This is a genomic window from Synoicihabitans lomoniglobus (genome assembly GCF_029023725.1).
Taxonomy (GTDB): domain Bacteria; phylum Verrucomicrobiota; class Verrucomicrobiia; order Opitutales; family Opitutaceae; genus Actomonas; species Actomonas lomonigloba.
Genome location: NZ_CP119075.1, coordinates 5,177,204 through 5,193,204, shown reverse-complemented (window position 1 = coordinate 5,193,204; position 16,001 = coordinate 5,177,204). Strand labels below are relative to the sequence as shown.

At 64.1% G+C, this 16,001-nt stretch carries 12 protein-coding genes; 6 read left to right on the top strand and 6 right to left on the bottom strand.

Features of this window, described 5'->3' with window-relative positions; genetic code table 11:
* Positions 1-42 precede the first annotated feature (42 nt).
* A complete protein-coding gene (locus PXH66_RS19965; protein WP_330930740.1) occupies positions 43-1,020 on the top strand; it encodes a DUF4097 family beta strand repeat-containing protein in 978 nt (325 codons plus the stop codon).
* Between the two features lie 65 nt (positions 1,021-1,085).
* Here PXH66_RS19965 and PXH66_RS19960 read toward each other — a convergent pair whose 3' ends face one another.
* Both PXH66_RS19960 and PXH66_RS19955 read right to left on the bottom strand, forming a co-directional pair.
* Entirely contained in the window at positions 1,086-2,801 is a 1,716-nt protein-coding gene (locus PXH66_RS19960) for a hypothetical protein (RefSeq protein WP_330930741.1), read from the bottom strand.
* A 220-nt stretch (positions 2,802-3,021) separates the two neighbouring features.
* Entirely contained in the window at positions 3,022-4,323 is a 1,302-nt protein-coding gene (locus PXH66_RS19955; protein WP_330930742.1) for an alpha/beta hydrolase, read from the bottom strand.
* On the opposite strand from PXH66_RS19955, the gene PXH66_RS19950 reads away from it, so the two are divergent.
* From PXH66_RS19950 to PXH66_RS19935, 4 genes are read left to right on the top strand one after another with little or no spacing between them, the layout of a single operon-like run.
* Positions 4,306-5,001: a pseudouridine synthase gene (locus PXH66_RS19950; RefSeq protein ID WP_330930743.1), complete on the top strand. Its 696-nt coding sequence runs from the start codon at positions 4,306-4,308 to the stop codon at positions 4,999-5,001. The two genes, PXH66_RS19955 and PXH66_RS19950, sit on opposite strands and share 18 nt — an antisense overlap.
* 52 nt (positions 5,002-5,053) lie before the next feature.
* Entirely contained in the window at positions 5,054-5,803 is a 750-nt protein-coding gene (locus tag PXH66_RS19945; protein ID WP_330930744.1) for a YqjF family protein, read from the top strand.
* Positions 5,803-7,863: a TonB-dependent receptor gene (locus tag PXH66_RS19940; protein WP_330930745.1), complete on the top strand. Its 2,061-nt coding sequence runs from the start codon at positions 5,803-5,805 to the stop codon at positions 7,861-7,863. Before PXH66_RS19945 ends, PXH66_RS19940 begins: the two co-directional genes overlap by 1 nt.
* 29 nt (positions 7,864-7,892) lie before the next feature.
* Positions 7,893-8,210 carry a YhbY family RNA-binding protein gene (locus PXH66_RS19935; RefSeq protein ID WP_330930746.1) on the top strand — a complete coding sequence of 106 codons (318 nt, stop codon included), beginning with the start codon at positions 7,893-7,895 and terminating at the stop codon, positions 8,208-8,210.
* A 341-nt stretch (positions 8,211-8,551) separates the two neighbouring features.
* On the opposite strand, the gene PXH66_RS19930 is transcribed toward PXH66_RS19935, so the two are convergent.
* Complete coding sequence (locus tag PXH66_RS19930; protein ID WP_330930747.1) at positions 8,552-9,400, bottom strand: energy transducer TonB; 849 nt, start codon at positions 9,398-9,400, stop codon at positions 8,552-8,554.
* Positions 9,401-9,492: 92 nt separating this feature from the next.
* Here PXH66_RS19930 and rsgA point away from each other — a divergent pair, with 92 nt between their 5' ends.
* Positions 9,493-10,578 (top strand): ribosome small subunit-dependent GTPase A, encoded by a 1,086-nt coding sequence (gene rsgA / locus PXH66_RS19925; RefSeq protein ID WP_330930748.1) that lies wholly within the window; start codon positions 9,493-9,495, stop codon positions 10,576-10,578.
* A gap of 22 nt (positions 10,579-10,600) precedes the next feature.
* On the opposite strand, the gene PXH66_RS19920 is transcribed toward rsgA, so the two are convergent.
* From PXH66_RS19920 to PXH66_RS19910, 3 genes are all read right to left on the bottom strand, one after another.
* Entirely contained in the window at positions 10,601-11,077 is a 477-nt protein-coding gene (locus tag PXH66_RS19920; RefSeq protein ID WP_330930749.1) for a nuclear transport factor 2 family protein, read from the bottom strand.
* A 150-nt stretch (positions 11,078-11,227) separates the two neighbouring features.
* Positions 11,228-12,082: a tRNA (N6-threonylcarbamoyladenosine(37)-N6)-methyltransferase TrmO gene (gene tsaA, locus PXH66_RS19915; RefSeq protein ID WP_330930750.1), complete on the bottom strand. Its 855-nt coding sequence runs from the start codon at positions 12,080-12,082 to the stop codon at positions 11,228-11,230.
* Between the two features lie 148 nt (positions 12,083-12,230).
* Positions 12,231-15,650, bottom strand: a complete 3,420-nt coding sequence (locus PXH66_RS19910) for an HYR domain-containing protein (protein WP_330930751.1) — start codon at positions 15,648-15,650, stop codon at positions 12,231-12,233.
* Between the last annotated feature and the right edge of the window lie 351 nt (positions 15,651-16,001).

The window sequence follows — 16,001 nt, the reverse complement described above, 5'->3', positions numbered from 1 at the left end:
CTCCTACGACACCTCACCAACGTCATTTCCCTTCTTAAAATCATGAAACATTATCGACTCTTGTCCGTTTTGACCGCGTGCCTCGCGATCGCTGGCGCTGCCCGCGCCGCCGAGTCCTCGGTCAAATTCTCCAACCCGGCCAAACCCGGCACCCTCTCCGTGCGCATCGCCCACGGCGAACTGCGCGTCCAAGGCGCCGACGTCGACCAGGTCACGGTCAAAACCGATGCCCGCGCCAGCAGCAAAGGCACCCCGCGCTCCGATGGGCTGCGCGTCATCAGCTCCAGCACGTCGTTCGCCCTCGAAGAGAGCGACAACCACATCGTGCTCGAATACGGCCTGGAAAACTGGAGCGAAGCCGCCGAATTCGAAATCACCGTGCCGCACAACACCCACCTCAACCTCGAGGTGAGCTTCGGCGGCGAAATCACCGTGACCGATATCGGCGGTGACGTCACCATCAAGGGCCTCAACGGCGAGGTAGACCTGAAAAACCTCAGCGGCGGCGCCATTGTCGAATCCATGAACGGCGAAATCGAAGCTTCGTTCACCGCCGTGCATCCCAATCGCCCGCTCTCCTTCACTTCCATGAACGGCGAAATCGAACTGCACCTGCCCGCCGATGCCGCCGCCAACGTGCGCTTTCGCTCCCAAAACGGCTCCATCATGACCGACTTTGACGAGGACGTGCTCATCACCACCACGACCTCGGGCCGCACGTTTGCTCCCGACACCGGGGAAGAGTTTGCCGAGATGGCTCGCGAGGTCGCTCGCGAAGCCGCCGAGGTCGCCCGCGAAATCGCCGAGGAAGTGCGCGTCGCCGTCAAGGAAGCCCGCAAGGTCAGCGTCGATGTCGATGTGCAGGCCCCCCGCGCTCCCCGGGCTCCGCGCGCCCCACGCCCGCCGAGCATCCCCGCCATGGCCGGCGGCAAGGTCATCAGCGGCACGCTCAACGGCGGTGGCGTCGACCTCCAGGTCGCCACCATGAACGGCGACATCATCGTCCGCAAAAACGACTGAAGCGCACCCGAGTTGGGTGGGACGACGGCCGGTTGATCACCGCATTCGTCGTCCCTTAACTTAACTCAGGACGGTTCTTCCGCCGGTGCCTCATCCGAGGTATCGGCTTTTTTGGCGACGGACTTTTTCTTCGCTCCGGTCCGAGACCGCGCGCCCCGCTTCGGCTTGGCCTTGGCGTTGAGCCACAACGACTCGTCCTTGGCGTTGCGATTGATCCACATGATTTCGTCGCCCAACTCCACAAACGCGGGTTTCTCGTCGGCATCATCGGGCACGCTCAAACCGGCCTTGACCAGCACTTCGAGAATCTCGACCGCCGGCTTCTCCAACGCCCGGGCCAGCGCCCCGACCTCGGCCGAAGCACCACTGCCGCGGGTCTTTTTCTTCAGCAGCAATCGCAGCGCAGGCAGCGCATTGGGGCCGGGTTCAAACGTGATTTTCTCCGCCTTGTCCTCCGCCTTCGCCTCGGGCTGGGTCGCGTCTGCCGCCGCCTCGTCTGACTCCGGGGCGGTCGCATCCGTCGCGGCCGTATCGTCGTCTTCCGAGTCGCGGTCGTCCGTTTTCTTCTCCGTCGACCGAACCTTGTCCTTGTCGCGACAATTGATCCACACGCCGCCGCGGTTGTCCGCTTTGAGCCAGAAAAGTTCGTCCCCGACTTCGAGGAATTCCGGCTTCTCGTCCTCACCCTCGGCGAGTTTGAGCCCAATCTTGGCGAGGCCTTCGACCAAGGTATCGGGATCGTGTTTGAGGGCTTTGGAAAGGAAGGCGACCGTGCCCGACATGCCCGGACCGCGACGGTTGCGACGCATCTTGGGCTTGAGCAGATCCAGCAGGGTGAGGTCTTCAGGCAACGGCTCCGGCGGCTTGGCCGCCTCGGCTTCAGCGGCGGCGCGACGCGCGGCGCGTTCGGCCTCGCGAGCTTCGCGTTCCTCGCGCGCGGCCTGCTTTTTCTTTTGCTCGGTTTCGTGTTCGGCCCGCAGGTCCTCGGTGGCGGGGTCATCCGCATCGAGTTTGCGCAGGGTCGTGGGCTTGAAGCGCGGACGAGGCTTCTCGCGGACGTTGATGAAGAGCTGACCGCGGGCGTTGCGATTGAGCCAAAAGAGGTCGCCCTCAAAATCGAAATACTCCGGCGCGTCGTCGTCGTTTTCCGGGACGGTCAGACCACACTCCTGGAGGGCGCCGAGCACGTCGGAAGGTTCCTGATCCCAGCGGCGCGCGAGGTAGTCGATCGCGGCGGCTTCGCCCGGCCCCTGCTGGTTGCGACGCAAGTGAGGTTTGATGGCATCAAACAGCGTCGGCAGGTCGTCCTCCAAATCCATCTCGTCCCAATCGGCGAGATCATCGGCGGCTTCGGCCTCCTCGGCCAAGGCCTCGGGATCGTCGTCGCGCTCGGTGTCGCGCAAGGTGCGCAGGCTGTCATCGCGTTTGGGGTCATCCCCGTCGGCAGGGTCGGTCGGCGGTCCCGTCTCGCCATCGCGAGCCGCCTTGGCGGCGTTACGCTCGGCCTCGGCCTCGCGGATCGCTTTCTCGGCGCGTTCCTCGGCGCGGCGGCGCTCCTCCTCCGCCTTGGCTTGCGCGGCGGCGGCGGCTTCGAGCGTCCAATCGCGCTGCGTGCTCCGCCGGGCGAGACCGGTGAAGGCGAGCGGATTGTCCGCTGCGGGTCGGTAGTCGATGATCTCCCATTCGTCCTTACCGATTTCGTTGATAAAATTTTCCAGCAGCTGCGGGGTCGCGAACCCGCCTTTGCCGCTGCTAATTACTTTGTATTCCCAGATAGCCATAAGTGCTTGTTGTGGTGCCGAAGCGCCCAACCCCTCCCAGATCGATCGCACCCTGCCGAGACTAATCTACTGCTCGCCTCCGCCCCCCCGCCATCCCCCGATCATCCCCCGGTCACAAACCCGCACCGTTCCCGCCGCGCCGCCCTCCCGACCGTTTGTCACCTATTAGGTGACAAACCGACGTTAGAAACTGATCTACATATAGATACGGAATTTGATTTTACCGATCCAGTTGGTTCTCACCGCCGACGGCGGCGGCGAGGAACGATGCAACGGCGTAGGTGGTGAGTTGGCCGCCGGGTCCATGGAGATTGTAATCGAACGCGTGCACGGCCCAGGGCAGCTCGATCAGAGCTTGCGGCACGCCTGCCTCCTGGAGGCGGGCGGAGAGGCGTTGGCTGTGTTTGACCCAACAGAGGGTGTCGATCGTGCCGTGCATGAGCAGCGTCGGCGGGGTCTGGCGCGGATCGACCAGACCTTGGGCGCTGGCGCTGTCGTAGGCCGCCTGATTGGTCGCGGTGGGTTCGCCACCGAGGTATTGGTTCATCAATTTCACCGAATTGAGCACGTCGTCCTCCCGGGAGATCGACCACACGAACGCCATGTCATAGACACCATACAACCCGATCACTCCCCGCACCGCCGGGTCCGGCACCCCGTAAGCCACCGCGCTCGCGATCTGCGCCCCCGCTGAGCGCCCCATGAGCACGAGCCGTGTAGGATCGAGGCCGAGTTCAGACGCATGGGTTTTCAGCCAATCGATCGCCGCCAACGTGTCCTCCCGCTGCGCCGGCCACGGGTGCGCCGGAGCGAGGCGATAACTGATCGCCGCCACGCCGTAGCCCTGCCCCGCCAACCAGTGGTTGAACTCCGCCAGCTGGGTATTGTCGCCGCTGTCCCAACCCCCGCCGTGCACGACCACCACACAGGGGAAATTACGTGCCGCGGGATCGCGCGGACGGTAAAACTCCAAAGCCAACGCATCGGCCGTGCCGGTATGGGCAAACACGTGCGACGTAGACGGCACCTCGATCACGGCGGGACGCCGCCAAAACATTTCGCCGAAATCCACCACCTGGGAGCGTGCGGGCCGACCACCGAACGCCGCCGCGAGTTTGGCGGGAAGTCGCTGCCCGATCATCGCCGCCAAAACCGACGGAGAAAACAACAGCACCGTCGCCGCCAGAGTCGTCACCACCGCACCACCGGACAACCACCAATGGAGCTTGCCTCCGCCAGATTCCATCACCGTCGCATGGGCGACAATGCCGCATATCACCACAATGCCCAACAACCCGAAATAGTGGCCGTATTCCCCGGCGATGATCGCCATTTTCCAAACCGTGGTGTTCCATGCCCGCACCACGGTGAGCAACGCAAAGGCGAGCAGCAGCAATCCGAAGCTGAGAAAAAGCCAACGCATCAACCCCACCACTACGACGCGAACCACCCGCCGTTGCAACCAGCGCTTCACATTCGCGGCGAGAGCGGTGAAAACGTCCCGGTGCGTCGTCTTGATCAACTCCTCGCCAACCTCGGTTACTGCTCCCGCCGCGATGCGCGGCATTGGGTTTCCGACGGTCGCATCACCGTGAACGGAGCTCCCGCCAAAAACACCAGCACCAAGGTCAACCCGTCCACCGTGCTCATCGACGGCGAACCGCCCGATCATCCCGACGGACTCCTGCTGTTGCTGCACAAACCCCTGGGTCTCGTCTGCTCCCACGAGGCGCGCGACGGGCCGCTCATCTACGAACTGCTCCCCGATCGCTGGCGTGCGCGCAACCCCGTGGTCACCACCGTCGGTCGCCTCGACAAGGAAACCAGCGGGCTGATTCTGCTCACCGACCAATCGCAACTCGTGCACCGCCTCACCTCGCCCAAGCACAAGGTCGACAAAGTCTATCGCGCCACCGTCGACCGCGATCTCGACCCCGGGCTGATCGAGCGCTTCGCCGCCGGCACGCTGCAACTCGAGGGCGAAAAAGCGCCGTGCGCCCCGGCTGGTCTGGTCATCCGCGATGCTCGCACGGCGGAGATTACGTTGGTCGAAGGCAAATACCACCAGGTGCGCCGCATGTTTGCCGCCGAGGGCTGGCACGTGGAAACGCTCCACCGTGAGCGCTTCGGCGACCTGACGCTCGCAGGCATCGACCCCGGCACGTGGCGCGAACTGCCGCTCGACCAATTCGACCCATGAGCCATCATCGACCGTTCGCGAAAAACACCGCCATGGCATAGGGTCCCGCGCCATGACGTTGTCACCGCCCAACCTCGACCAACGTCTCGCGGCGCGCGACCGGCCCGCGAGCAGCCCGGTGATGTATCAGCGCTGGCAGGACCTGCTTTTTCTGCACTGGCGTTGGGACCCGGCCGCAATCCAGGCCACGTTGCCCGCCGGCCTGACCGTCGACACTTTCGAGGGCGACGCGTGGGTCGGAATCGTGCCATTTTGGATGCGGGCCGTGCGGCCGCGGTTCCTGCCGCCGCTGCCGGGCTTGTCCTGGTTTCAGGAACTCAATCTCCGCACCTACGTGCACGACGCCCGGGGCCGGCCCGGGGTTTGGTTCTACGCGCTCGATTGCAATCAGCCGCTCGCCGTCATCCTCGCCCGCAGCCTGTTCGGCCTCAACTACGTGCACGCCCGCCAAACCGGATGCCTCCCCACTTCCCACCGTCCGGCCGAGTTTCACTCCCTGCGACGCGCGACCGGAGGCGTCAGTCATTTTCGCTACGAATCCGTCGGCGCCACTCGCACGGCCGCTCCGGGCTCGTTGGAGTTTTTCCTCGTGGAGCGGTATCGCTTGTTCGCGCAACGCCGGGGCCGGCTCTGGTCCGGCCGGGTGTGGCATCCCCCCTACGCGATCTCGGCCGTTGACGTCGACCAAGCCGAAACCGCGCTCTGGGTTGACCACGGGTTTCCTTCGCCGGATCGTCCCGCTGATCACGCCGTGATGTCATCCGGCGTGAACGTCTCGGTCTACCCTCTGCAACCTGTCTGATGCCTGTGCGCCCTCGCCTCTCTCTCTGTCTCCTCCCGTTCCTGACCCACCTGCTTGCCGCGCAGGTGCTAGATCCGCTCGTGGTCACCGCCACGCGCGCGCCGCGTCCGTTGTCGGAACTGCCGGTAGCCGTCGACGTCTTCACGTCGGCCGATCTCGCCGCATCACCGGCGCTCAGCATCGACGATGCTCTCAAAAGCTCGGCCGCGTTCAGTCTTTTCCGCCGCCAAGGGAGCCTCGCGGCCAACCCCACCACCCAGGGCGTTTCACTGCGCAACCTCGGCCCCAACGGGGCCGGTCGCACGCTCGTGCTGGTCGACGGCGTGCCGCTCAACGATCCGTTCGGCGGTTGGGTCGCGTGGACCAAAGCACCGCGCCTCAGCCTTACCGCCGCCGAGATCGTGCGCGGCGGCGGTTCCAGCACCTGGGGCAGCGCCGCGCTCGGCGGCACCGTGCAACTCTTCGGTCCGGCCAGCGCCGGCCCCGACGCATCCATGACCCGGATACAGTTCGAGGCGGGTGAATACGGCACCGTCGGGGGCGAACTCGCTCACACCACCGTCAACGGCGCGAACGCGTTTACCCTCAATGCCCGCGCGCTTCACAGCGATGGTTACCGACGCGCTGCCCCCGCGTCATCGGGACCGGTCGATCGCTCCACCGATCTCGATCTGGGTGTGGTGCAACTCGGCTGGACGCACACGACCGAGCAAGGCACGCGCGGCACCGTGACCGCCCGCCTGTTTCGCGAAGAGCGCGGTAACGGCACGCCTTTGCAACGCAACCGCACCGAAGAGGCGCTCGTCTCCGCCCATGTCACCGGTCGCCGCGATTTGCTTGGCCGCCCGGCGGATTGGACGGCCACCGCCTATGCGCAAACGCAGGAATTTTCCAATCGCTTCACCTCCGTCGCCGACGACCGCGCCAGCGAAATCGCCGTGCTCGACCAATACGCCGTGCCTGCCGATGCCGCCGGTGCCGCCACCACCGCCACGTGGTCCGATCGCGATCAATCCACCACCGTCGGGGCCGATGCCCGTTGGGTGAGCGGGGAGACCCGGGAAAACTACTTCCGCTCCGGGGACGACTTCATCCGCAACCGTCGCGCCGGTGGGGAACAGACCATCGCGGGCGTGTTCGTGCATCATGACCGCGTGCTCGCGACTGACTGGCGGGGCAGCCTCGCCGCCCGCGTCGACGCGTGGCAGCTCGGCGACGGTCACCGGATCGAGACCGACCGCACCAACGGCGCCATCGTGCGCAGCGACACGTTGCCCGATCGCGACGGCGTGGAATTCAGCCCGCGCGCCGGGTTGGTGTGGCAAGCCACCTCCGCCTGGCGTTTTCACGGCGCTGTTTATTCCGCGTTTCGCGTGCCGACGCTCAACGAACTCTACCGCCCATTTCGTATCGGCAGTGACATTACAGAGGCCAATCCCGAACTCGCGCCGGAATCCCTGCGCGGCATCGAGGTCGGCACCACCTGGGCCACGACCACGTCTTCCCTGCGACTTAACCTGTTTGCCAACGAGCTCGAAGACGCGGTGTCCAACGTGACCCTCGGCACCGGACCCGGCGTGGTTCCGGGCGTCGGATTTGTGCCGGCGGGCGGTCTCGGTCGGCGGCGCGAAAACCTCGAACAGGTCGATGTGCGCGGCGTGGAAATCACCGGCACATGGCGACCGGACCCGGCGCTCAGCCTGCGTTTTGACTATCTCTTCAGTGACGCCAGAAACGCCGCCACCGATCGCTGGCTGCCGCAGGTTCCCGAACACACTGTCGTGATGGGTGCCGGCTGGGTGCTGGCTCCGGATTGGACGCTGAACGTGCAAGGCCGTTACCTGTCCGCCGCGTTCGAAGACGACGAGAACTCACTCGTGCTCAATGCCGTCACAACAATCGATCTGCGCATCGCCAAACGCCTCGGCGAGGGTCGCGAAGTCTTCCTCGCGGTGGAAAATGTCTTCGATGAAGACGTGATCACGCGTCGGGACAGCAGTGGCCGAATCGAGCTCGGCACGCCCCGCTTCAGTCGCGTCGGCCTGACGTGGCAGTGGTAAGCGCCCACGGGGCGGGATTGACGCCCGCCATGCAAACGGCTCCGCTGCTGGGCATGACCACTCCCGATCTCACCGGAGCCGACCGCCGCGCCCTGCGCGGTGAAGGCCAAACACTCGAAGCGACGGTAACCGTCGGTCGCGAGGGAGTGACCGCCACGAACACGCGCGAACTCTGCGCCCAACTCGGCCGCCGCGGCCTGATCAAAGTCCGCGCCAACATGACCGACCGCAAGGCGCGCGAAGCGCTGTTCGCGGAGTTGGCGGAAGCCAGCGACAGCACCCTCGTGAGCACGGTCGGTCGCACCGCTCTTTACTACCGCCCGCTGCCCGAAACGGCACAGGCTTAGGACAGAAGAACAAAATGAGCCGCGCCCCACGAAGGGGCGCGGCTCGACTCGACTCTCGTCCCACGCCTGTAGGACGAAAACGAAGAGGAAATCCGCCTCGAGTAGCGATGCCTCTGAAACTGGATCGCTCACTTTAAAGCAAACGCGGCGGTGCCGGAATACGCATACTTGCGCACGGTGGGTTGCCGCCGCATGGCCCTGGACAACGTGTGCGGCGGTTTCGGCGAAACCGCCCGACCTAAAATTCCATCCGCGCGGTCGTTAAAACGAAGGAGGCGCCGAATCGCAGAGCGACTCGACGCCTCGTTCTGACAAGTGCCACGTGGCGGGTGGTCGGGGGTTTAGTCGTCCACTATCCGGAACTGGACCGGGACACGCATGCGGGTCGCAACCTGCTTGCCGCCTTTCATCCCGGGCCGGAATTGCCAGCGAGACACACCGAGGATCGCCGCATCCTCGAATCCTGAATGTGATGATGAATAGATCTTGGCCCAAGGCACCTTGCCTTTCGCATCGACGATGAAGTCGACGACCACTTCGGCGTATTTGACGTCATCCTTGAGGTGACTGGGGAATACCGGAGGCTGTTGCATCAGCGGGACCGGCACCCGGTCGAGATCCTTGAGATCGAAGAGGTCTTTAATGTTCTTGGCACTCACCCCACCGCGAGCGATGCGGGATGGGATCGATACGACCTTGGCCGCGTCGAAGTCGGGTTTGGGCAGGAGCGACTGGAAGTCCAGCTGTTGGACGAAGGTCGCGTTGGTTACAATGGAGGGAACGTCCGACTGCATCGGCACGAAGGCCCCGGGGTCGAGTTCTTCCTGTTCCACGGCATCGCCATCGAAGATTTCCTCGGGCTTGTCGAGTTCTTCAATCGGCGGCATTTCCAGGAACACCACGGCCAGTTCTTCGTCGAAAACGACGGCCTCTTCGGCCACCGGTTTGTCGTTGAATCCGAAAATCGCGAGGCCATGCAGCGAGCCCGAAATCAGCAGTGCGATCCAAGGGATTTTGGGTGCCAGTTTGCCGGTCTCATAGTGCCAGGCCCCGGGACCGGGGTCGTAGCGCGTTTCGGGGGAGGAGGAGGGGGGAACATTCCACGCGGGGCGGGGAACGGATGCGGCGGGGGTTTGGCGGGGAGTAGCTCGCACGACCGCCGGCGTAACGGTAAGGAGCTGTGTTGTCATGGGGGGCATGATACAGTGCATAAGACGTCGAGCCCACGCATGGATTGTCCATTGCCACGCACACCTTGCGGGGACCATGGTGCCGATATCGCATGTCTAACCTGCTGACCGACTTCGGATGGAACGACCAATGGGCGGCGGCTTTTGCGCCGCACGCGGCGGCTGGCTACGCCCCCGCCCGGGTGGTGTGCGAGCTTCGGCGCAAGTTTTACGCGGTGCAGGACGAAACCAAGGAGTGGCTCGGGGAATGTCGCGGCGGCTTCTTTCATCGGCACGCTCAGACCAGTGACTTTCCCGCCGTGGGCGACTGGGTGGCGATCAGCCACCGCAGCGATGACGACCGGGTCGATATCCATGCGGTCTTGCCGCGCCGCACCAAGTTTTCCCGCCGCGCCGCCGGCGAAGAACAGATCGAACAAGTCGTCGCCGCCAACATCGACGCGGTGCTGCTGGTGAGCGGTCTCGATCGCAACTACAACCCGGCTCGCATCCAACGCTTCCTCGTCGCCGCGCGCGAAAGTGGCGCCGAGCCCGTGATCGTGCTCAACAAGTGCGACGTGCATCCCGACCCCGCAGCCGTGCAACGCGAGGTGCAGGCGCTCGTGCCGGGCGTGCGTGTGCTGCTCACCAGCACGGTGCGGCGCCAAGGCCTGAAACCGTTGCGCGAACTCGCCCGGCCCGGCGTGACCCTGGCCCTGCTGGGTTCGTCGGGCGTGGGTAAATCGACGTTGGCCAACGCGCTCAGCAACGACGACTTTTTGCCCACGGGCGAGGTGCGCGAAAAGGACAGCAAGGGTCGCCACACGACCACGCGCCGCGAACTGGTGCGGGCTCCCGGTGGCGCGCTGTTGATCGACACCCCCGGGCTGCGCGAGTTGCAACTGTGGGACGTGGAGGACGGCGTGGCGGAAGCCTTTGCCGACATCGTCGAGCTCGCCCGCCAGTGCCGTTTCACCGACTGCCGACACCAAAACGAACCCGGATGCGCCGTCCGCACCGCGCTCGAAAGCGGCGCGTTAGCCGCCGAGCGCTACGCCCACTACGTGAAGCTCACCCAGGAACATAACCTCAAACCGGTCGCACGGAAAACCGCGCGCACCGTCGCCAACCAACCGGGCTGGCGCAAAAAAGCCTTCGAGCCCAAACGCGGCGGCCGCCGGATCACCTCGGACGATTGAGCGTCGCGCCGCGCCGACCAGTTCAAGAATCGCCGCGGATGCGTTTCACCACGTCGCCGACGATATCATTGGGGATGGGAATGGTGAGCACGTATTGCTCGATTTTCCAAACGTCGCCGATGCGCCGCAGCACTCCCGTGCCACGACACACGCCGAGGCTTGCATGGGTGAGCAACTCGTCGAAGGAGGCGTGCCGACCGTCCGCGCTCATCACGATGTGCCGATCAGTCGGTTGATAAGTCCAGCCCTTGCCCCGGTCGAAATGCGGTTTCGCGTAGGCCTTGAATTCGGCCACCGTCCAGCGCTCCGTCGCATCCGTGCCGATAAACACGCCCTCCGGTGCGAACTGATCAAAGTAGGTCTCAAACTCGGCCGCCGCCGCGGCGGCGTGAAAACGATCGAGCGTCGCCGCCACGGCCGTGGTGGCCGCGACTTCTCCGCGCGCCGAAAGGGTGAGCATCAAACCAAGCACCAACGTGGAACAGCGGAAACGATTCATGACTTGTCGCTAAACCAAGCCGCCCGGAATGCCAATCGCCTCGAAGCATTAAATCGTCTCAACCCAAGGACGCAAAGATGCGGAAGAGCGCCAAGGAACTCACGCCCGCCCGGTGCCGCTTTGCGACCTTTGCGGCTTTGCGTTAAGGCCTTACTCATCCGCGTCGCTGACTACTCGGGTTTCATCCCCCGTGCCATACGGCGATGGCCAGCGGTCCAGCAGCGCCGCCTGCGCCTCGCGATCAGGCACGTCGGTGCGCGCCATGTCGCGTAGCCAACTGCGGGGATACGCCGCATCCAGTGCGATGATTTCGACGCGCTTTTCGACAACGGTGAAATAGCCCCGCCAAGCCCCGCAACCGATCTCCATGCGCCCGTCCCCGCGCCGCCGAATACGGCGCGTGCGATGCGGCGACGGATCCCGGGCGAGCAATGCCAACATGCGCGGCCGAAAATCCACGCCCCAGTGGGCCAGCAGCCACTCGGCCTGCTCCTCGGCCCCGGGCGAGATGCCCACCGTAAACGTCGGCGGTGCCAACAGGGCTGCGTCGACCGCCGCCGTCCATCCGCCATCGGCTTCGGGAAACGCATCGTAGGCCGCGATGTAAGGCTTGAGGTCGAAGATGGGCGTGCCTTCGACCAGATCACACGGCCCCAGCACGACGCGCCCCGCCCGGTGATCGACCGACAACAGGGTCGCCGCCGTGAGGCCCAACGGATTCGGCCGGTGCGGCGAACGCGTGGCGAACACCCCGCGGCGTTGCTTCGGTCCCCGCGGCGGCAATACGAGCGGTCGCCATGTGGTGTTGCGATGAAACCACGACAACAGCCACACCCGCGAAAAACCTTCGAGGTCGCGCAGCGCGAGATCGTAACCGTGCCCCGGCACGAGCTCCAACACGCTCGATTCCCGGCCGAGGGCAGACGGTTGATGACCGGCTTGGAACTTCACGCGCTGCGCCGTGCGGATGAAACCTATCGGTCGAAGCGTGAGTGAGTCGTGCAAGTCTCCTCCTCGCTACCGACCCGGCCGCGAGGCACAAGCTCCAACCGGACTCACCTGAGGACCACCACTCCTACCCACCCACCAAAAAGCCCGCCGGTGAGGGCGGGCTTAAGGGGCGCGAGATTAGGCTCGAACCAACGGATGGGGATCAGCCCCGCCCGCCTTTGGACTTCTTCCTGGAGGACTTGGAATTGCCCGTTTTGCCGCTCTTGTCGTCGTGGTCGCGGGAATTGTTGTGGCCGAACTTGCCTTTGCCGGACTTGCCCTTGCCGGAGTTTCCTTTGTCGGACTTGTCGGATTTATTCCACTGGCGGCCCTGGCTCTTGGGCACGGCCACCGTGGTGGTGCCGGTGGTGACATTGCCGGCGGCATCGGTCGATTCGACGGTGATCGTATAGACGCGGCCATCGCCGCGGCCCGAGCGTTCGGCCCGGAGGCTGACGGTGAGGTCGCCGGTGATGACGATGTCGGCCCGGGTGTGGCCGTCGCCGTGGCCATTGTCGGACTCACTGCTGGTGACGGAAACAATACGGGTCGAAACCACCCCCACGGCGTCGGACGTTTCAGCCGCGACGCTTACGTCGACCATCTTGTGATTGGCCGGCCAGAGCGTGCCGGTCGACGGCGTGAGGCTCACGATCTCCGGAGCGGTCGTATCCTCGACCGTGACCGTGAAGGTGCCCGTGACGGTGTTGCCCGCCGCATCGGCCGCCGTGAGTTCAACCGTCGTGGTGCCGACGGCAAACGTGCTGCCGGAAGCGGCACTGGCCGTGACCGCGAGATCACCGCTGACGAGGTCGGTCGCACCGGCGGCAAACGTCGCGGTGGCGCCATCCGCACTGGTCGCTTCGAGCACGAGGTCGGCCGGCGTGGTGAGCTCCGGCGCGGTCGTGTCTTGCACGATCACGTTGAAGCTGCCGGTGGATTCATTGCCGGATTCGTCGGTGGCGGTGAAGCTGACCGTGGTCGAACCGACGGCAAAGGTGCTGCCGGACTCGACGCTGGCGGTCACGGGGACTTCACCGCTGACGAGATCGGTCGCGCTGGCGAGGAACGAAGCGATGGCTCCATCGGCGTTCGTGGCTTCGAGCGTGACATCGTCGGGGGCGGTGATCGCGGGTCCGGTGGTGTCTTGCACGATGATCTCGAGCTCGGCGGTGGCCTCATTGCCCGCAGCATCGGTCGCCGTGGCGATCACGATGGTGGTGCCGATCGGGAACACGGTGCCGGAAGCGACGGACGTCGTCACGGTGACTTCGCCGTCGGTCTCGTCGGTCGCGGTAACGGCAAACTCGACCTCGGCGCCGTCGGCCGAAAGCGCTTCGAACGCTTCGATGGCACCAAAGGTGATGACGGGTTCGACATCGTCGCCACCGATCACCTCGACGGTGAATTCCTGTTCGACGGTTTTGCCGGTGATGTCGGTCAGGGTGAGGGTTGCGTTGAATGAACCACCGCTGGTGTAGGTGTGCAGGCCCGTGATCTCACCGGTGGCGGGATCGATGACGCCCTCGGAGGTGGTGCCGTCACCCCAATCGAAGGTGGCGGTGTGCTGTTCCCCCGGATCGCTGTCGGCGAAGGTGGCGACAAAGGCGGCTTCGGTGTCGACGAGCACCTCGGTCGGCACGGTGACTTCACCGAGGACGGGAGCGTGCGCCAAACCGAGCGCGAAGAGGGAGAGCTCCGGCGCTGTGCCGAGAACCTGGTTGTTCAGTTCGTCGACCGCGATGGTGACATCGATCCAAGTCTGGGTGGGATCGTCGTAATAGAACAGGGTCAACTCGGACTCGAGCTCGGGTGGCACGGCGTCGGCAGAGTAGTCGACGGTGACATCGACATAACCCGAGAACGTCGCGGTGGTGCTCACGCTGTAATACGCCTTCTCGCCGTTGGAAACGAGACCGGTGTAGCCGGCCGGAAGGGCCGGACCGACGGGCAGCTGGGAAGCCGTGGACACTCCGCTGGTGGTCACTTCGTCAAACACGAGACCGACGCCACTGCCGGCGCTGACCTCGACGCTCGTGCCGACCGGGGTCGGAAGCGGCTCTTTGAGTTCCAGGGAGAAGTTGCCGAAGCTCACACTGGAACCGTCGACCGTGCCGTAGGTTTGCACGTTGTAGGTGCCGGGCACGCCGACGATCCGCACGCGTTGACGGGGCTGGGCGGCACTGGTCGAGGTGGAGCTGCTGAAGCTCAACTGGTATTGCGGGGAGCCGTCGACGTAGGTGACGACCGAGCCGGTGACACGGGCGTTGCTGATCAGGGTCTCGCTGGTGGCATCAGCCGCTTCGACCACGTCAAACGTCAGCTCGGTCTGCGTGGTGTCGAAGTCAAAGCTCGGCAGCACTTGGTCCACCCCGCCGGCAAAGGTCACGCCCTGGTTGGCCCGGGTGTAATCGTAGATTCCCATGGCGTAGGAGATGTAAATCCCGGCTTGGGAGTAGTCGTAGCCATTGATGTTGATCTGGCTGAATTTCCACTCACCCGGTGTCACCACGCCTTTGAAGTTTTTGGCGGTGGTATCGAAGTTCGCGTAGACCGAGCGGGAAACGCCATCGGGGTTGGGACTGGGAGCCGTCCAGTTGCCGTAGGCGTAACCGCCGGTGATCTTGTCCGGCGTGAGGAAGCCCGTCGGGTTGAGATCAACCTGCGCGAATGAAACGGTTTCCGCGAAATCCAACTGCGTGATGCTACCCGCCACGGAAGGCGCATTGGTATACATGTAGAGCTGCGAGTTGGTAAAGTAGGCGTAGTTGTAAACGCGATACGATCCGGGCACGAGGTTGTTGAACTGGTAGTTGCCGTTGCCCGACAGCGAATTGGTGTCGATGGCACTGCCACCCGAGGAACTGTAAAGGTAGGTGGTGTTGCTGTTGGGTGTGGCGGATCCGGTGAAATTGACGTCACCTTGAATGGCACCGGCCGCAAAGGCGGCGTCGATGTTCCATGTCGCCGTTATCCCGGCGGCACCGACGTTGAGCGACTGGCTGGTCAACGACTGAGCAGAGAGGACGTTGTCGGCGCTGGTGACCTTGACCGAGCCGTAGATGGACACGTTGTTCATCGGCAGCACCACGGCGTAATCGAGGTTCTGGCCATAGAAGTTGAACGAGGTGGCCGGGTTGGTGCCGGAGTTGCCATTGGCCTGCAGCGTGGGGATGCTCGTCAGTGTGCCATTGGCGACTTGCACGTCGGCCACGATGCGCGCCGACGTGATCGGCAAGTCGTGCGTGACGGTCTCCTCCGCGCCCACCGGCCCGATCACTTCCGGCAGGTTCAGGTAGATGTAACCGGAAGCGCCACTCGGCACTTCGGGGTAGACGTAGAGGGTCAGCTTCCACGATTTGCCCGCCGGCACGACGAGGGAGTATTCGGAACCGGTGAACGAGGTGCTGGCCTGACCCGAGCCGTCAGTGGCGTTGGCGTAGATCGTGCCATTTTTGACCGTTTCAGTCGAGAGGGTGATACTACCCGAAATCTTGCCGGGAAGCAGTTCGACGGTGTCAGCCGCCCGAATGGGCAACGCGGCCCACAGGCCGAGAGAGAGAAGCAGGACTAGTTTTTTCATGGGAGTAGCGAAGGAAGGAACCGCTCGGTCTGGTTGCTCCGATGTCTCCACCGAAGCGCAAAAACCACTTATAAACGGGATGTATCACCTAGGTATTTCTATCCATTATGCACACGCTTCATGTGACGAATGCTGCATATACGGTGACCAACGCGACATCCCGACCTGCATTGCATCGCGTTATTCATCATACGCTTCCGCTATTAATTTATCCGTTTACGAGGCGCTTCCTCCCGAAATTCCGGGCTCAATGGACACGCTGCCGCAGTATACGAGCGCCGCGCTCAGGTAACGCGAACCGAGAGGAAGGGCGTTCGGCGAGTTTAGCATCGTTTTCTTGAGCGTCGTCAT